Raw genomic sequence first — 16,534 nt, 5'->3', positions numbered from 1 at the left:
CTAGTACGCGATCTCTCTAGCGGCCCGGAAATCTTCGGACACCGTGCCAGGTTTATAAATGCTCTCAGCACCACGATACTTGTCGATGACACCCATCCGGTTCTCTGCATCAATCTCACCCTGCTTGCGCGGCCCAAGGAAATCGTTCGGGTTCGCGACCTGCGCGGCCAGATTGTTCTGATAGGAGCAACCAAAGTTCGCGTAATGCTTGTTGTCCGTCGTATCCAGGATGTCTTCCGGCCACCGGCCACATGGAGTGGTGGAAGCCTTGACCACGGGATAGGAGACGCGGATCGGCGGTGCGGTGTCCGGTGCAAGAGCCTGATAGGAGACAACCGAGATGTTCTCGGGAGGGACACCCTGCTTCTGGAGCAGTTGCGTGATCTGGGAGGCAACGTTGGACGCGCCCAGCTCATTGATGGAACCTGAGGGCACAAGTACGGAAACCGTGCCGCCGGAACGGAGGTCATATCCGCTCATGAAACCTGCCAGTGTCCCCATCTGGTCGCGCGTCATTTTCCGCGCGGAAGCCGCAATTGGCAGATCGATTTCCTGCGCCTTCTCGGAGATGACGATCGGGTGATTGGTGCGATAGTCATCCGGTATCGACCCAACTATGACCGAATCCCGCTTTGCGGCGCATCCGGCCATGGCTACAGCCGCGCAGATAACCATCGCCGTGCCGGCGAGCCTGGCCCGATGTGTGTTCCGTGTCGTGTTCTTCATCATGACCACCCCCGGCATAACCTTTCCCCAGCTCATTTGTAGATGTAGCCGACAACGCCGTGGTAGCGGCCATTGGGCAGGTTGGTTTTCATGCTTCCGTAGACGCGGTTTACGCGGCCAAGGAACATTCCCGCGCCATCGCTGGCGGGCGTGAAATTATCGTCCGGCTTCGCCAAAGCATTGCGCGCGGTCGGTTTGGACAGGTACGGCGTTACGATGATCACCAGTTCCGTTTCATTGCGAACGAAATCGCGGCTGCGGAACAGCGCACCAAGTACGGGGACCTTGGAGAGCCCCGGCACCCCGTTGAACGCCTGGCGCACGTCATCCTGCACAAGGCCGGCGATCATCATCGACCCGCCGGAGGGCAGTTCGACCGTGGTATCGGCGAGGCGCTTGCGGATCGAAATCGCGTTCATGCTAGAGGCATTGCGGTAGCGCTCACCCCGTCCCATGCCTGCGAAGAAGGTCTGGGATCCCTGCATGGTGGGTTCGGAAACCTGCGTGCGGATCTTCAGGCTGATGCGGCCGGCAGAAAGAACTGTTGGAAGGAACTCCAGACCAATGCCGTAGTCGATCTTTTCGACCTCGTATTTCAGCGCGTTCGTGTCTGGGTCGATCTCCTGCGAGGTGACGATGTTGAACTCACCACCAACGCGGAAGGTCGCTTTTTCGCCGGAGACAGCCGTCAGAGCCGGCTCGGCCAGCGTCTTCATCACGCCTGCCTGTTCCATGGCGTTGATATAGGCGTCGATCAGCGATCCACCGACCGAAAACTGTGTGGGGGAAAGCGGCTTGCCGAGCCCGAAGGCATTGTCCACCACAGCGCCCCAGGAGATGCCGTCGGCACTGCCGGAGCCGATCATGTTTACGCCGAGCTGCTTCATGACGGAGCGGCTGACCTCGGCGACTGTGACTTTCAGCGTGACCTGGTCCTCGCCGATGATCTGGATCATGTTGACGATCCGGCTCGTCTGGCGCTTCTGGTCGGGGTTGTTGATCGCAACACCACCGCCATCTGTTGGCGCTGCCGCGCTTTGGGAGTATTGGCCAGTCGTGGCCTCACCACCGGTGACGAATATCTGCGCAAGCTGAGCTGCGCGGGCGGCATCAAGCGGTGTCTCAACCGTTCCGGTGAGGACGACGTTGTCGTTGATAAGTTCAACATCGATATCGGAATGGGGAATAAAGCGCTTGAGATACTCTTCAAGCCCGGCCACATCGCGCTCCACCGCAAGGTCGAGACTGGCGATTTGCTCGCCATTGGCGCCAAAAACGAAGATATTGGTCTCGCCCACCTGCTTGCCGAACAGATAAATGCGTCTTGCGGTGCGCGTCACAGCGTCAGCGACCGTTGGGTTGGCCACCAGAATGTCGTAGGCATCGCTCGGCAGGTCGAGCACAAGCGACTTGTTGAGACCGAGCTTTACCCGCTGGTTAACACTGGCTCCGCCACGCGCCTTGACGACATTCTCCTGGGCCACGGCCGTGCCATCCGGCAAAGCAGTTTGTGCGGCCAAGATTGTGACGCATCCCAATAGTAGGCGTGCAGTCAGTTTCAACGTGCTGCGCATTCCCCGCTCCGACTGTTTCACCGCCCTCGCCTCATCCATGCGCTTCGTCATTTCCGGGTCCCCACTTCGGTGACTTCACCGGATTTGATCAGACGGACACTGTTGCCCCTGCCTCTGCCTGAAACGAGGTAGGACCCGTCATTCTCCGATGTTTCGTTCGTATCGGTAATCGCCCGCAATGAAAGCGTGAGACGATCAGCCATCTGCTGTGCAACCGTGATGATCTCCGCCTGCTCCGGCGTCAGCTCGAGCGTGGCGGTTTCACCCACCTTGACCCGACGACCCTCCTCGTCTTCCTGGATCGCCTGGTCGATGGCGAGGACCTTAATGTTCTTGAGAATTGTCTCGGTGATGAAACCATTCGCAGTGCCGTTCTCTTGCGAACGGCGCGTCATGATCACATCGACATAGTCATTGGGAAGAATGAAACCGCCTGCAGACGTATCAGCAGCGATCTGGGTCGCGACAGCGCGTTTTCCTGCTGGCAGAATTGCCGACATGAAGCTCATCCCCTCGCCGATGAGCTTGGAGCGCCTGAGGGGCTCGCCCGTATAGAGCCCGACGCGCGCAATGGAACTGCGCAGCTCTTCAAGCGCTTCCGGGCTGTCGTTGCGGGTGATCATGTTGGCGTTGATGTTGTTCGCGGGCCATGATTGCCATGACAACGCGCTGCCAAGCTCGGTTCCCATCGGGACATCCTGTCCGATGACGAGAACGTCGACCAGGTCAATGGCTGGTTCTTCTGGCCCCGCGTTTGCGACCGGCTGTTGCGGAGCCGGTGTCGTCAAGTTCTTGGCGACATAACCGGCGCCAAGGGCAGCCAGCACGGCCACTCCTAATATGACGATCCGGGATTTGCTCATGACTCCGCCCCTTGTACTCGGTCTTCCGTTGCGTGAAGCGGAGAATGAAGTGTCAATCGTCAAATTATGGTTAACGCGAACCTTACAAAAATGATTAATTCAAAGTTGAATAATCCTCAGGGGCCAAAATACGCAAAAAACGCCCCGTCCGAAGATCGAGGCGTTCATCCGCATTACCGGATTCTGGAGGGTTTCGGGGCTCGGGGCCTCGGATATCCAGATCAGAGGCTAAAGCCCGGCCAGCCGGGCGAGAGCCCATTGAACAAATGAGGTTTCCGGGTAAGCGAAAAGGCCTGCAGTGCCCAGTGCAATCCCGTAGGGGATCCCCGCCTTGTGATCGGCAAGATTGCGCAACAGGAGATTGTTGACCGACACGTAGCCGATATACGAGTTCCTGAATTTAAGGATCAGGAGCGTAAGGGCGCCACCCAGCAACGCTGCGGTCAGAAAGTACTGGATGAGAATCGGACTGAAGCCAAACCAGATTGCGGTGGCTGCCATGAGCTTCGCATCTCCGCCACCCATGCCCCCAAAGGCGAAAAGGGCGAACGTCACGGCCAGCACAAGTGCGCCTGCTGCCAGATGCAATCCAATCTGTGTCCAATCCATGCCGATCATCGGTGCAGCGACAGCGAAAGTGGCAAGAAGCAACACGGACACACGGTTCGCTATGGTCATGGACAGCAGGTCCGAGACCGCAGCAAAAACCATACAGAAGGGAAACACCACGAGAACGATTGCTTCAAGCATGCCATGACACCTCAGTTTCTTTGGGATTATCCGGATCGCCGCTTAAAACTTGATGAACCGACCTTCGGGACCATCAACGAGAAAGGCCGCCTCTCCGGTGGAGAAGCGGCCCCAATCTCTGGAACAATCCAGTCGGACGTTCTTAGTTGCCCGGCAGGTCGTCCGCGATGCCCTGGAAGGTGTCGCTCAGCTTGCCGCCGAGTGCGGTGGCGCCAGCAACGATACCGAGAGCGATCAGAGCAGCCAGAAGGCCATACTCGATAGCGGTTGCGCCGGACTCGTCTTTCATGAAACGTGCAAACAGATTAGCCATTTGGGAAAACTCCTCTTCCGCGTTTTTTGTTCAGCAAGACCGTCAACGTTTTTTGTTGTGTTGATCGGATGGCCTGACCATACGAGGGAGCTCTTTCAACCTGCTTAAGAAATACCCTTACCAAAACCTTGCCGTCTGAAAGCGCGGGTATTGGTTAACACGTTCATAAAGCACCCGGCAGCGGCTGTTTCGCCCGAACACTTTATATATAACGTCGAGAACCATGCCGCTTCCACACCTCTCCGGCGTGTACTTAACCCTTGGTTCACCAATCAGGTTCATACTCTCTTCAGCTTGACGTGGGGAGCAGGGTGATGCGCGCCGTATATTCCAAAACCGGAACTGCCTTGAAAACAGTGTTTCTGACCGCAGGTCTGGTTGCACTGTCGGGAATTACCTCGGCGAACGAGGCCGCAATCGAAGTCGTGATGAACCAGGCGAAGATTGTCAAACTCGCGCGTGAAGCCGACACGATCGTGATCGGCAACCCCGAAATCGCTGACGCAGCCGTGCAGGACGCGACGACCATCGTTCTCACAGGGAAGGGATTTGGCGTCACCAATCTCGTCGTGCTCGACATTGACGGGCAACCCATCGTTGACGAGCAGGTCATGGTCAGCAGGCAGTCTGCCAGCTCTGTGCGCATCTACCGCCGTGCCAACGTTCAGACGCTTTCTTGTACTCCATACTGCGAGAGCTCATACAAGACCGATGCGGAGCGGGCTTCTGAAGCCGAGATCAGCGCCAATCAGTAGGGCGCATGACAAACGCAGACATATCGATTGGCGCGTCCAGTCAGGACACGGTTTGCAAAGCGTAAACAGAACCTCTGCAATTTAACCTGCCGTCAAAACCGGAATGCAACCGGGGCTGGTTATAGTCCCCCCTGACAACGCACACTTCAGGGGTCGGTTATGGGCGATCAGACAAAAGGCAAAGCGTGCAGCGCGCCATATCGGCGCCGTGTGCTGGGCCGGTTCATCAAGAACGAGGAAGGCGTGGCGGCCATCGAGGTCGCCTTTCTCGGTCTCCCTTTCTTCTTCCTGATCTTTGTGATTCTGGAAGCCTGCATCGGCTTTGCGGCGCAGCAACTGCTCGCCAATGCGACCGACGACGTCGCTCGGTTGTTCCGTACCGGTCAGGTACGAGCCAGCGAACTGAATGAAACGAAGCTGCGCGACCTGCTGTGCAACCGCATGTCCATGTTAATGTCGGAGACCTGTCCTGGCCTTGAGGTGGATCTGCGGCAGTTCGACACGTTCGATGACGCCGCCAAGTCGAGCCTCGGCTTCAATGACGATGGCAGCATCGATACGAAAACCGATCTGGGCCCGGCGCTCACGAAGAACATGATGCGCGTTTACTATCGCTGGCCCGTGGTCACAAACCTGCTGGCGGACCGGCTGCCTGACGGTAAGCTACTGCTTTTCTCATCGAACACCTGGCAGAACGAGCCATTCTAACTACGGGCAATAGGTCGTTGGGGGACCAGGCAATGACAATCGATCAAAAAACAACGGGCGCCATGCGGTGCGGGTTCTTGTCCACTCTGGGAGCTTTCGCGCTCAACAAGAGGGGCGTGGCTGCAATTGAGTTCGCGCTCATCGCGCCCATTCTCTTTGCGATGTATTTTCTGACTTTGGAGTTCGGTCAGGCGATCGACGTCAACAAGAAACTCAGTCGCGCTGCCAACATGGCTGGCGACCTTGTAGCGCAACAACCATCGATCACCGCAAGCGAGGTCGATGCTGTCATGAAGATTGGCAGCGCCATAATGAAGCCCTACAATCGCTCAATGCCGACGATGACACTTACCGCGATCGAGGTCACGGACGAGCAGAACCCGAAGATCAAGGTGGTCTGGTCACGCGAACTGAAAAACGGAACGGCATCCACCGGCCTTCCCAAAGGCAGCACCACCACGCTGCCCGAAGAACTCAACATCAAGGGAGCGTTCTACATACGCGCCAGCGCCGCACTCGGATACAAGCCCATCCTCACCTGGTCGAAGGATGGCACAAAATCAACCGGTCTGACGGCGATGGCGGGGCTGGATAACCTGCAGATGAGCGAGCGCTTCTACCTGCGTCCACGCATGAGCAGCACTGTGCCTTGCGACGACTGCTGACCGGTTGCGACGCCCCGCCCCAGGAAAAACATCGTACCGGCCCGCAATCCCGCGCCTCCTACCGAAGGAGGCACCAGGACCATTCATTCTCCTGATCGCCGGCCTCCTAGCTCGTCGACCTCCTGGCTCGTCTACCTGTATGCGAGATCAGGTGATTCCACCGCTTTGTAAAATGCTCTATGTCTTTGACGAAGGGTATCAACGGTGAGTGGAAATGGTGCGCGCATTGCTTTTCGGACAGGAGCTTTTCGGCGAATGGCTTTCGCCGGATGACCCCAAAGGCTTCGAAGGTAAGCCAAACTCTCGACGCTCCAACTCGGTTTTCCATACCCGGGGGCATCTCTCCTTTCCCGCCCTGCTCCATCGCCGGCCTTTCCTGAGTGAGCTTTTCCATCATGCCTGAACTGCCCGAGGTCGAAACCGTCCGCCGAGGACTGCAGCCGATCATGGAGGGTGCGCGTATCGATTCCATTGAATTGCGGCGTCCGGACCTGCGTTTTCCGTTTCCTCGTGGGTTCACCGAGCGGCTTCGCGGACAAGAGATCGTCGCACTCGGCCGTCGGGCAAAATATCTCCTCATCCATCTGGAAACCTCCGACGTGGTTCTGTGCCATTTGGGAATGTCCGGTTCGTTTCGTGTCGACGAGGATGACAACGCGGAACAGACATTGGGAGAATTTCACCATCCGCGCTCCAAAGCGGAGAAGCACGACCATGCGGTCTTTCATCTGACAGCGGGAGACGGGCGCAGTATTCGCGTGGTCTACAATGATCCACGCAGATTCGGATTCATGCTTCTGCATGCCGAAGGGCCGCTGGACAGCCATCCGCTCTTATCCACGCTCGGCATTGAGCCAACCGGAAACATTCTCGACGGTGCATTGCTTTCTGAGCGCCTGCGTGAGAAGCGCGCACCGCTGAAGGCCGTCCTGCTGGATCAGCGGGTGATCGCCGGCCTCGGGAACATTTATGTCTGCGAGGCGTTGTGGCGCGCAAGGCTTTCACCCAAACGCAGCGCCGACACGATCGTCGCCCGGCGTGGATCGTCTGAACGGTGCGAACGACTGGCGCTATCGATTCGCGCTGTCATCGCCGAGGCGATCGCGGCAGGCGGCTCATCTCTGCGCGATTACGTGAAAGCGGACGGGTCGCTGGGATATTTCCAGCACTCTTTCAAGGTATATGGCCGAGAAGGGAAACCATGTGCTCACGATGAATGCAGCGGCACCGTTCGCCGTATTGTGCAAAGTGGGCGGTCTACCTTCTATTGCCCGACCTGCCAGCGTTAGCAATTCAAGAACAACGGAGAGGAATTCAGATCATGGCATATGAGACGATTCTGGTTGAAACACGGGAACGCGTCGGGCTGATCACGCTGAATCGGCCCAAGGCGCTGAACGCGCTCAATTCGAAAGTGCTTGAGGAAGTCGTGGGTGCGTTGGAGGCGTTTGACGACAATCCTCGGATCGGCGCCATCGTCATCACCGGATCGGAAAAAGCTTTCGCTGCCGGCGCCGACATCAAGGAAATGGCTTCGAAGTCCTACGTGGACGCCTATATGGAGGATCTCTTTGCCGGTTGGGAAGGCCTGACCCGTGTTCGCAAACCGATCATCGCCGCGGTTGCGGGGTATGCGCTTGGTGGAGGCTGCGAGCTGGCCATGATGTGTGACTTCATCATTGCCGCCGAGAACGCGAAGTTCGGACAACCGGAAATCACGCTCGGCGTCATGCCGGGTATGGGCGGTTCGCAGCGCCTGACCCGCTTCGTGGGCAAGTCGAAAGCCATGGACATGTGTCTGACGGGCCGTTTCATGGAAGCGGAGGAAGCAGAACGCTCCGGCCTCGTCTCCCGGGTCGTCCCCCCCGGTGAATTGATTGAGGAAGCCCTGAAAGCAGCAGAAACCATTGCCGGTTTCTCCCTGCCAGCCGTGATGATGACCAAAGAGGCTGTGAACCGTTCCTATGAAACAACTCTCGCAGAAGGTCTGCGTTTCGAGCGACGGGTGTTCCATGCGATGTTCGCACTGGACGATCAGAAAGAAGGCATGGCGGCATTTTCGGAAAAGAGATCTGCGAATTTCAAGAATCGCTGACAATCTCGGGAGAGAAGCAGGCGCATAGACGCCAATAGGCGTTGACGTTGCCGGAAAGCTCCACTATAAGCCGCCACGACTGTGGTGGCCCTGCGGCTGCCCTTTTTGTTTTGCGCCCGCGAGGCATTCATCGCGGCAGGATCTGTAGAGACAAGAGAGGAAACATGGCCAACACGACTTCGGCCAAGAAGGCGGTGCGCAAGATTGCTCGCCGTACTGCGGTTAACAAGAACCGTCGCTCGCGTGTGCGTAGCTTCGTTCGCAAGGTCGAAGAAGCTCTGGCCTCCGGCGACAAGGCAGCAGCGGAAAGCGCGTTCAAGGCAGCTCAGCCTGAGCTTATGCGCGCCGCCGGTAAAGGCGTCCTGCATCGCAACACTGCATCCCGCAAGGTTTCACGCCTTGCTCAGCGCGTGAAGGCCCTCGGCGCCTAATACGCCTGACGAGACGCCTTGATGAACCCGGCCATCCAGCCGGGTTTTTCTTTGCCCTTCAGAATGGCTGTCCGGCAACAACCCTGTGTTGTTGCCGGCCGACTTTTTATGCACCTGACCGTAAGTGATTGAGAATCGTATTATTTTCGTCACATAAGCAGAGCGTTAAATTGCGCCGCTCCGGATATTTCTCATATATTTCAGATAGTTACGAGAGTTTATCCACAGGTTACGCATGTCACGGTGAGCGCAAAAAGCGACCTGAAATGTCAAGTGTTTTTTTATGATTTTTTTTCGATGTGCACGCGAAGTGCACTTATCTGGAAAAGGCTTTTGAATCCAAAAGGCTTATCCAGACGCCCCCTTGGCGATGCCGATTTTTTCGCCGCGCACAAGACCAGATTCGAGAAAAAAGCGGCAGCCCTGCCCTTGCCCTTTCCACAAGGATTTCGGTAATGTCAGGCCATCGAGAGGGCAAGAGAAGCCCGGCAACTTAAGCCAAAATCGGCACCCATTGCGACGTGGTTTTTTCTCCACGCGGGGGTTTCGTGCGCTCTTGAAGACAGCCTCGCCAGCTCGGTTGTCGAGGACCCATTTGATGGCGCGTTCGCGCCAGGATCAAACGAGCTTGAGTTGCACGTCCGCCGGACGAAAAAAACAACCGGTGATTGAATATTCTATTTCAACGGCGCCTTCAGCGCTGTAGAGAGCGAAGGAGAGTTTTTTGAGCAGAGGCCGGGCGGACATACGATCATCATAAAAAAACGGATTGGGTAGGGGTTAGTCGCCAGACGGCGCAAGCCCATCCGTAAAAACACCACTCAAAACGACAGGGACACGAGGAATGCAAAGCGGCGCGGAAAGGGAAACGACGGGGGGATTTTCTTTTCAGGAGCAGATGTCTCAGCAGGAGGGAAAAAAAGAGACAGCAGAAACAAGAAAGGGCGACGGCAAGGCCGGACCATCTGATGCGATCTTCGAGCGCGTGAAAACGCAGCTCCGTGCGCGTCTGGGAAGCGAGGTCTACTCCAGCTGGTTCGGCCGCATGAAATTGATGGAAGCATCCAAAGGCTGCGTCCGGATTTCCGTTCCCACGGCTTTTCTGCGCTCCTGGATCAACGGGCACTATCTCGACCTCATTACCGATCTGTGGAAACAGGAAGCGCCTGACACGCTGAAGGTGGAGATCATCGTACGAACCGCCACACGCAATGTGCGGGCCACACAGGAAAGCCAGCCGGCTGCCGCCCGCAAGGTTTCGAGCCGGCCACAAACGGCGCTCGCTTCCGGCACACTCGCAGGCAACCCATCTGCTCGGGCAATTCCGGCAAAAATGCAGGAAACGGACGGACGATCGAACATTCTCGGCTCGCCGCTCGACAGCCGTTACACGTTTGACTCCCTGATAGAAGGCGCGTCCAACCGTGTGGCCTGCGCAGCTGCCCGGACGGTGGCCGAGTCGGATTCGAACGCGATTCGTTTCAACCCGCTCTTCCTTCACGCCTCGGTCGGGCTCGGCAAAACGCATATGCTGCAAGCCATCGCTGCCGAGTCCTTGCGTCGCAAGCCGCAGGCACGTGTCGTCTATCTGACGGCGGAATACTTTATGTGGCGCTTCGCCACGGCGATCCGCGACAACAACGCGCTCACTCTGAAGGAGCAGCTCCGCGACATCGATCTTCTCATCATCGACGACATGCAGTTCCTGCAGGGCAAGTCCATCCAGAACGAGTTCTGCCATCTGCTCAACATGTTGCTCGACAGCGCGCGACAGGTCGTGGTCGCGGCAGATCGGCCGCCTTCAGAACTGGAATCGCTCGAGCCACGCGTGAAGTCACGCCTCAACGGGGGCGTATCGCTCGAGATTGGGGCGCCCGATTTCGCCATGCGCCTGTCGATCCTCAAGCAGCGCCTCGCAAGCGCTCAGGCAGAGGATGGCTCGCTCGAAATTCCGGAAGAAATTCTTGTGCATGTAGCGCGTTCGGTGACCGGCAGCGGCAGGGAACTGGAGGGTGCCTTCAACCAGCTCCTGTTCCGGCATTCCTTCGAACCGCAGATCACCATCGATCGAATTGACGAAATACTCGGCCATGTCTGCCGTGCAGGGGAGCCGAAGCGGGTTCGCATCGAGGACATCCAGCGGATCGTTGCGCGACACTATAATGTTTCCAAGACGGAACTGCTTTCGAACAGGCGCACTCGCACCATCGTCAAGCCGCGGCAGGTGGCCATGTATCTTTCCAAGGTCATGACCCCGCGCTCCCTGCCGGAAATCGGACGTCGCTTCGGTGGCCGCGATCACACCACCGTGCTGCATGCGGTGCGCAAAATCGAAGGGCTCACCGACGGTGACAGACAATTGGCCCAGGAGATCGAACTCCTGAAACGCCTGATCAGCGACCAGGCCTGATCGCAGGCATCCTATCCGCACCCCGCCAATGGGGCGGCGCACGAGGAACATGGAAGGGCCGGCAGCAACTGCCGGTCCTTTCTCTTTCAACCAGCCTCCTCAAGCCGGAACTCCGTTTTCCCCAGAAAGCGGGTCGAAGGCGGACCTAACGCTGTGAAAGACTTGCGTTTCTTCTCGATTTCCTGTCATTTTGGCGGAAATCAAAGCCTGTTCGAGGCTGCCCTGGACATGCGCCATGTTTGCAGGGCTTATCTTCATATTTGTGAGATTGATTGGTCATGCGTGTTATTCTCGAACGCTCCACCCTCCTGAAGTCACTGAACCACGTTCACCGTGTGGTGGAACGCCGCAACACGATCCCGATTCTGTCGAATGTGCTCCTCAGCGCGGATGGTGCAAGCTTGCAAATGAAGGCGACCGACCTTGACCTGGAAGTGACAGAGGCAGCAGGCGCGACCATCGAACAGGCCGGCGCGACAACCGTACCGGCACATCTGCTCTACGACATTGTCCGCAAGCTTCCCGATGGCGCAGAAGTGATGCTGAAGACGGACGAGGACGGCAACGCCATGTCGGTGGTTGCCGGGCGCTCCAGTTTCCGGCTTCAGTGCCTGCCCCAGTCCGATTTCCCGGAGCTCTCCGCCGGCAATTTCTCGCACATTTTCCGCCTCGATTCGGAGGCCCTCAAGGGACTGATCGAGAAGACGCAATTCGCCATCTCCACCGAGGAGACCCGGTACTATCTGAACGGTATATTCCTGCACACGATCGAGGCTGATGGCGGACTCAAGCTGCGCTCGGTTGCGACGGACGGGCACCGTCTCGCTCGCGCCGAAATGGAGGCCCCGGCAGGCTCCGAGGGCATGCCCGGCATCATCATCCCGCGCAAGACGGTCGGTGAACTGCAGAAACTGGTCGACGATCCGGATGTGGCGGTCACGGTCGAGCTGTCGGACACAAAGATCCGCTTCACCATCGGCAGCGTCATCCTCACCTCAAAACTGATTGACGGGACGTTCCCCGACTATCAGCGCGTGATCCCGACCGGGAACGACAAGAAGCTTGTGATCGACCGTCAGACCTTCGCCTCGGCGGTTGACCGTGTGTCGACCATTTCTTCAGAACGCGGGCGGGCGGTGAAGCTCACCATCGCTGAAGGACAGGTTACATTGACGGTGAACAACCCGGATTCGGGCTCGGCGACGGAAGAACTGGCAGCCGATTACGAAAGCGATCCGATCGAGATCGGCTTCAACGCCCGCTACCTGCTTGACGTTGCGGCGCAGCTTTCGGGGAGTGAGGCGCGTTTCCTTCTTGCCGACGCCGGATCGCCCACGCTTGTGCAGGATGAAGGCGATGAAAGCACGCTTTACGTTCTGATGCCGATGCGCGTTTAGAGCGCGCCGGCTTTGGCTTTCTCTTGGTCGACCAGGCATCCAATCGGCAGGCCGCAGCCCAGGTCAACGTCACCCGGCTGAACCTCACCGACTTCCGAAACTATCACGCACTGGCGCTGGACCTAGCTCCTGGCGCCGTGGTGCTGACAGGTGAGAACGGCGCGGGCAAAACGAATCTGCTGGAGGCGGTTTCTTTTCTTTCACCGGGCCGTGGATTGCGCCGCGCCACGCTTGACGATGTGGCCCGGGAGGGCGCGGAGACAGGCTTTGGCATCCATGCAAAGCTCGAAGGCCCTTTCGGCGAATGCGATATCGGAACCGGCACGGCAGGGCTTCAGCCGGGCATGGAAGCAGGCGGCCGTCGCCTGCGCATCAATGGCGAGACTGCACGAACCGCGGACGCCATGCTCGAATGGGTGCGTGTCCTCTGGCTGACGCCGGCAATGGATGCGCTGTTTACGGGCCCGGCGGGCGACCGCCGGCGATTTCTTGACCGCCTTGTTCTGGCCATCGACCCTGCCCATGGCCGCCGTGCGCTCGATTACGAGAAGGCGATGCGCGCGCGCAACCGGCTGCTTTCGGAGGATTCGCGCGATGGTGGCTGGTTCGATGCCATTGAGACACAGATGGCCGAGACCGGCGTGGCGATTGCCGCTGCACGCGGTGAAATGGTGCGGCTGCTTGCGGCCATGAACGACCGTTTGCCAGAGAATGGCCCTTTTCCTTCCGCGCGGATTGCGCTGGACGGCACCATCGATGAGGCGATCGGGCGAGAGGCCGCTGTCGATGTGGAAGAAAAATTCCGCACTCTTCTGCGCGATCAGCGCCCCCGCGACCGCGCGGCCGGGCGAACGCTGGAAGGACCCCACCGCAGTGATCTTCTCGTCCGGCACGTGCCCAAGGACATGCCGGCAGCGCGATGCTCCACCGGCGAGCAAAAGGCGCTTCTGGTGGGGCTGGTGCTCGCTCATGCCCGGCTTACGGGTGAGCTCTCCGGGACCGCACCGATCCTGCTTCTGGACGAGATTTCCGCACATTTCGATCCCGACCGGCGGGCAGCGCTCTTTTCGATCCTTGAGGAGCTCAACTGCCAGGCTTTCATGACAGGCACGGAAGCAGTTCTATTTTCGGCGCTCGAAGGCCGCGCCCAGTTTTTGTCTGTCTCGGGTGGCGCAATTCACGAACGTCGCTGACACCTTCCCTGCCACTGGATAAGATCACTGCATGGCCGAAACACCTCCCCTACCCCTGAGCGAAAGCGAACTTGAACGCTATGCCCGCCATATCGTTCTGCCCGAGGTCGGCGGAGCGGGGCAGCAGAGGCTGAAGAATGCCCGCGTTCTGGTGATCGGTGCCGGTGGGTTGGGCGCACCGGTTCTCTGCTATCTCGCTGCCGCCGGCATCGGCACGCTGGGCGTCGTCGATGACGACGAGGTTTCGCTCTCGAACTTGCAAAGGCAGGTGATCCACGACACAGCCCGCGTTGGCGTTTCGAAGGTGGAAAGCGCGAAGGCGAGCATTGCCCGCATCAACCCGCACGTGGCCGTGGAAACACACCCCGTCAGGCTTGATGAAGACAACGCCACCGGGATCATTGCGCGCTACGACGTGGTGGTCGACGGTTCTGACAATTTCGCCACACGTTATCTTCTGGCCGACACCTGCGAGGCCATGAAGCGCCCGCTCGTGACGGCGGCTGTCGGCCGCTTCGACGGGTCACTGACCGTGCTCAAGCCGTTCGAAACCGGCGCCGACGGCGCTGTTCTGCCAACCTATCGCGACCTCTTTCCCGAGCCGCCACCGGCGGGCCTGGTTCCCAGTTGTGCCGAAGCGGGCATTGTCGGCGCGCTGACCGGCGTGATGGGCACGCTGGAAGCCATGGAGGTCATCAAGTTGATTACCGGCATTGGCGAACCGCTCACTGGCCGCCTGCTCCTCTATGATGCGCTGGCTGCGCGCTTCGAAACCGTGAAATACCGGCGGCGCACCCGCTGAGGGCGTTTTTTTGCCTGCGGGTGGGAACGGGCTTTGCTCGCTCCGTGGCCTATTGCATTGACGGTGTGCGTGGTTCGACAAGCTCACCATCAATGCCACGAGATCGCATGCGCAAAGCGATCAGACGTTCCTGGGCAGGACACGGTCCGGCGGACGATGGCCGTCGAAGAGGGCGCGGATGTTGATGATCACCTTCTCGCCCATATCGATGCGGCCCTCAATGGTGGCCGAGCCCATATGCGGCAGGATGACGATCTTGTTCTTTTGAGCGAGTTTCAGGAGTTTGGTGTTGACCGATGGCTCGTGCTCGAACACGTCGAGCCCCGCCCCGGCAAGCTTGCCTTCCTCGATCAGCCGGATCAACGCATCCTCGTCCACCACGTCTCCGCGCGCGGTGTTTACAAGATAGGCACGCGGCTGCATGAGTTCGAGCCGCCGGGCGGACAGGAGATGGAACGTGGCCGGCGTCGACGGACAATTGACGGAGATGATGTCCATGCGCGCCAACATCTGATCGAGACTGTCCCAGTAGGTCGCTTCCAGTGCATCTTCGATGGAAGGCGCAACGCGCTGACGGTTGTGATAGTGGATCGACAGGCCGAAGGCCTTGGCGCGCCGCGCCACTGCGGTTCCCACGCGGCCCATGCCGACAATACCGAGACGTTTTCCCCATATGCGATGCCCAAGCATCCAGGTGGGCGACCAGCCGCCCCACTTCTCGCCGCTGCGCAAAAGCTGCGCGCCTTCCGTCAGACGGCGCGGCACCGCGAGCATGAGTGCCATCGTCATGTCGGCAGTGTCTTCATTGAGCACGTTGGGCGTGTTCGTCACGGTGATGCCCTTTTTGGCAGCCGCAGCCACGTCGATATTGTCGACACCATTGCCAAAATTGGCGATCAGTTTCAGCCGCTCACCGGCCTGGGCAATGAGCGCTGCATCAATGCGATCCGTGATCGTTGGAACAAGCACGTCGGCTTCCTTGACGGCGGCCACCAGCTCGGGCTGCGTCATGCGCTTGTCGTCTAGATTGAGGCGCGCGTCGAACAGTTCTCGCATACGCGTTTCAACCTGGTCCGGCAGCTTGCGGGTGATGACGACGAGAGGCTTCTTCCTGACGGTCATAAGGTCTCCAAAATAACGCCCTGTTGATACCTCTTTAACCAAGATGCACGACACTGCAATGCCGAGCCGGGCTGCCTTCTCTCTATCAAGAGGGGGACGCCAAGACAAAGAAAAAGGGTGGAAGCGCTCGCTCTACCAGAACCAGGGTACCGGGAGTTTGTAATGTCGGCCAACGTGCCATTCCGTTTGCTGTTTGCCACCATCTTTGCCGCAATGCTGGTCGCGATGCCGGTTTCAACCACCGCGCAGGCAAATACCGAACAGAGTGTAAAAGTAGGACCGAGCGGCCTTCCTCTGCCCCGGTTTGTCAGCCTCAAATCAAGCCGCGTCAACATGCGGATCGGTCCGGGTCTCAATTACGCTGTGAACTGGCGCTACCTGAAATCCGGCCTGCCCATGGAGATCATTCAGGAATACGATAATTGGCGGCGCGTGCGTGATGCAGAGGGCGCGGAAGGTTGGATCAACCAGGCATTGCTATCGGGACGCCGCACAGGCATTGCCGCTCCCTGGTTCAAGGGCAAGGACGCCGATATCAACCTGATGGCCGACCCAAGGGACGATGCGCGCCTGATTGCTCGCGTGGAACCCGGTGCAATCGGTTCAATCAAGACCTGCAATGGTGATTGGTGCGAGATGGACTTCTCCGGCCATTCCGGCTGGGTAGACCAGTCGCTGATCTGGGGCGCCTATCCGGGCGAGGCAGTCAAGGAATGAACGACGCCGCGGC

The 16,534-nt window shown here is 58.6% G+C and carries 17 protein-coding genes; 11 read left to right on the top strand and 6 right to left on the bottom strand.

What is annotated here, in order from left to right; all coding sequences use genetic code 11:
• The 5 genes from KW403_RS09785 to KW403_RS09765 form a co-directional block, all read right to left on the bottom strand.
• Positions 1-729: a CpaD family pilus assembly protein gene (locus tag KW403_RS09785; RefSeq protein ID WP_223019314.1), complete on the bottom strand. Its 729-nt coding sequence runs from the start codon at positions 727-729 to the stop codon at positions 1-3.
• A 29-nt stretch (positions 730-758) separates the two neighbouring features.
• Entirely contained in the window at positions 759-2,300 is a 1,542-nt protein-coding gene (locus tag KW403_RS09780; protein ID WP_378596499.1) for a type II and III secretion system protein family protein, read from the bottom strand.
• Positions 2,301-2,347: 47 nt separating this feature from the next.
• The gene (gene cpaB / locus KW403_RS09775; RefSeq protein ID WP_223019313.1) at positions 2,348-3,163 is read right to left on the bottom strand and encodes a Flp pilus assembly protein CpaB; all 816 of its coding nucleotides are present in this window, start codon (positions 3,161-3,163) and stop codon (positions 2,348-2,350) included.
• Positions 3,164-3,391: 228 nt separating this feature from the next.
• Positions 3,392-3,913: an A24 family peptidase gene (locus tag KW403_RS09770; RefSeq protein ID WP_223019312.1), complete on the bottom strand. Its 522-nt coding sequence runs from the start codon at positions 3,911-3,913 to the stop codon at positions 3,392-3,394.
• 142 nt (positions 3,914-4,055) lie between these two features.
• Positions 4,056-4,226, bottom strand: coding sequence for a Flp family type IVb pilin (locus KW403_RS09765; RefSeq protein ID WP_223019311.1), 171 nt, complete (start codon positions 4,224-4,226; stop codon positions 4,056-4,058).
• Between the two features lie 314 nt (positions 4,227-4,540).
• Here KW403_RS09765 and KW403_RS09760 point away from each other — a divergent pair, with 314 nt between their 5' ends.
• The 10 genes from KW403_RS09760 (at position 4,541) to KW403_RS09715 (ending at position 14,682) form a co-directional block, all read left to right on the top strand.
• On the top strand, positions 4,541-4,981 hold the full coding sequence (locus KW403_RS09760; protein WP_223019310.1) for a pilus assembly protein N-terminal domain-containing protein: 441 nt from the start codon (positions 4,541-4,543) through the stop codon (positions 4,979-4,981).
• Between the two features lie 159 nt (positions 4,982-5,140).
• A complete protein-coding gene (locus tag KW403_RS09755) occupies positions 5,141-5,689 on the top strand; it encodes a TadE/TadG family type IV pilus assembly protein (protein ID WP_223019309.1) in 549 nt (182 codons plus the stop codon).
• 32 nt (positions 5,690-5,721) lie between these two features.
• A complete protein-coding gene (locus KW403_RS09750; RefSeq protein ID WP_223019308.1) occupies positions 5,722-6,354 on the top strand; it encodes a TadE/TadG family type IV pilus assembly protein in 633 nt (210 codons plus the stop codon).
• A 395-nt stretch (positions 6,355-6,749) separates the two neighbouring features.
• Complete coding sequence (mutM, locus tag KW403_RS09745; RefSeq protein WP_223019307.1) at positions 6,750-7,643, top strand: bifunctional DNA-formamidopyrimidine glycosylase/DNA-(apurinic or apyrimidinic site) lyase; 894 nt, start codon at positions 6,750-6,752, stop codon at positions 7,641-7,643.
• 32 nt (positions 7,644-7,675) lie between these two features.
• Positions 7,676-8,449 carry an enoyl-CoA hydratase gene (locus KW403_RS09740; protein ID WP_223019306.1) on the top strand — a complete coding sequence of 258 codons (774 nt, stop codon included), beginning with the start codon at positions 7,676-7,678 and terminating at the stop codon, positions 8,447-8,449.
• A gap of 164 nt (positions 8,450-8,613) precedes the next feature.
• Positions 8,614-8,880: a 30S ribosomal protein S20 gene (gene rpsT, locus KW403_RS09735; RefSeq protein WP_223019305.1), complete on the top strand. Its 267-nt coding sequence runs from the start codon at positions 8,614-8,616 to the stop codon at positions 8,878-8,880.
• 973 nt (positions 8,881-9,853) lie between these two features.
• On the top strand, positions 9,854-11,290 hold the full coding sequence (gene dnaA, locus KW403_RS09730; RefSeq protein ID WP_378596501.1) for a chromosomal replication initiator protein DnaA: 1,437 nt from the start codon (positions 9,854-9,856) through the stop codon (positions 11,288-11,290).
• A 278-nt stretch (positions 11,291-11,568) separates the two neighbouring features.
• Positions 11,569-12,687, top strand: a complete 1,119-nt coding sequence (gene dnaN, locus KW403_RS09725; protein WP_223019303.1) for a DNA polymerase III subunit beta — start codon at positions 11,569-11,571, stop codon at positions 12,685-12,687.
• A 23-nt stretch (positions 12,688-12,710) separates the two neighbouring features.
• Positions 12,711-13,880, top strand: coding sequence for a DNA replication/repair protein RecF (gene recF / locus KW403_RS09720; protein WP_223019302.1), 1,170 nt, complete (start codon positions 12,711-12,713; stop codon positions 13,878-13,880).
• 31 nt (positions 13,881-13,911) lie between these two features.
• Positions 13,912-14,682: a molybdopterin-synthase adenylyltransferase MoeB gene (locus tag KW403_RS09715; RefSeq protein WP_223019301.1), complete on the top strand. Its 771-nt coding sequence runs from the start codon at positions 13,912-13,914 to the stop codon at positions 14,680-14,682.
• Positions 14,683-14,802: 120 nt separating this feature from the next.
• Here the strand turns inward: KW403_RS09715 and KW403_RS09710 are convergent, their stop codons facing one another.
• A complete protein-coding gene (locus KW403_RS09710) occupies positions 14,803-15,804 on the bottom strand; it encodes a 2-hydroxyacid dehydrogenase (protein ID WP_223019300.1) in 1,002 nt (333 codons plus the stop codon).
• Between the two features lie 162 nt (positions 15,805-15,966).
• Here KW403_RS09710 and KW403_RS09705 point away from each other — a divergent pair, with 162 nt between their 5' ends.
• Positions 15,967-16,521, top strand: a complete 555-nt coding sequence (locus KW403_RS09705) for an SH3 domain-containing protein (RefSeq protein WP_223019299.1) — start codon at positions 15,967-15,969, stop codon at positions 16,519-16,521.
• Positions 16,522-16,534: the final 13 nt, after the last annotated feature.

The sequence above is a fragment of the Nitratireductor kimnyeongensis genome (assembly GCF_019891395.1).
GTDB classification, from domain to species: domain Bacteria; phylum Pseudomonadota; class Alphaproteobacteria; order Rhizobiales; family Rhizobiaceae; genus Nitratireductor; species Nitratireductor kimnyeongensis.
The sequence above is the reverse complement of the archived record's forward strand: the minus strand, read 5'-3'. Positions and strand labels throughout refer to the sequence as shown.

Coding starts and splice junctions, on each gene's coding strand:
- KW403_RS09785 (WP_223019314.1), bottom strand. CDS start 729: ATGATGAAGAACACGACACGGAACACACATCGGGCCAGGCTCGCCGGC.
- KW403_RS09780 (WP_378596499.1), bottom strand. CDS start 2,300: ATGCGCAGCACGTTGAAACTGACTGCACGCCTACTATTGGGATGCGTC.
- cpaB (WP_223019313.1), bottom strand. CDS start 3,163: ATGAGCAAATCCCGGATCGTCATATTAGGAGTGGCCGTGCTGGCTGCC.
- KW403_RS09770 (WP_223019312.1), bottom strand. CDS start 3,913: ATGCTTGAAGCAATCGTTCTCGTGGTGTTTCCCTTCTGTATGGTTTTT.
- KW403_RS09765 (WP_223019311.1), bottom strand. CDS start 4,226: ATGGCTAATCTGTTTGCACGTTTCATGAAAGACGAGTCCGGCGCAACC.
- KW403_RS09760 (WP_223019310.1), top strand. CDS start 4,541: ATGCGCGCCGTATATTCCAAAACCGGAACTGCCTTGAAAACAGTGTTT.
- KW403_RS09755 (WP_223019309.1), top strand. CDS start 5,141: ATGGGCGATCAGACAAAAGGCAAAGCGTGCAGCGCGCCATATCGGCGC.
- KW403_RS09750 (WP_223019308.1), top strand. CDS start 5,722: ATGACAATCGATCAAAAAACAACGGGCGCCATGCGGTGCGGGTTCTTG.
- mutM (WP_223019307.1), top strand. CDS start 6,750: ATGCCTGAACTGCCCGAGGTCGAAACCGTCCGCCGAGGACTGCAGCCG.
- KW403_RS09740 (WP_223019306.1), top strand. CDS start 7,676: ATGGCATATGAGACGATTCTGGTTGAAACACGGGAACGCGTCGGGCTG.
- rpsT (WP_223019305.1), top strand. CDS start 8,614: ATGGCCAACACGACTTCGGCCAAGAAGGCGGTGCGCAAGATTGCTCGC.
- dnaN (WP_223019303.1), top strand. CDS start 11,569: ATGCGTGTTATTCTCGAACGCTCCACCCTCCTGAAGTCACTGAACCAC.
- KW403_RS09715 (WP_223019301.1), top strand. CDS start 13,912: ATGGCCGAAACACCTCCCCTACCCCTGAGCGAAAGCGAACTTGAACGC.
- KW403_RS09710 (WP_223019300.1), bottom strand. CDS start 15,804: ATGACCGTCAGGAAGAAGCCTCTCGTCGTCATCACCCGCAAGCTGCCG.
- KW403_RS09705 (WP_223019299.1), top strand. CDS start 15,967: ATGTCGGCCAACGTGCCATTCCGTTTGCTGTTTGCCACCATCTTTGCC.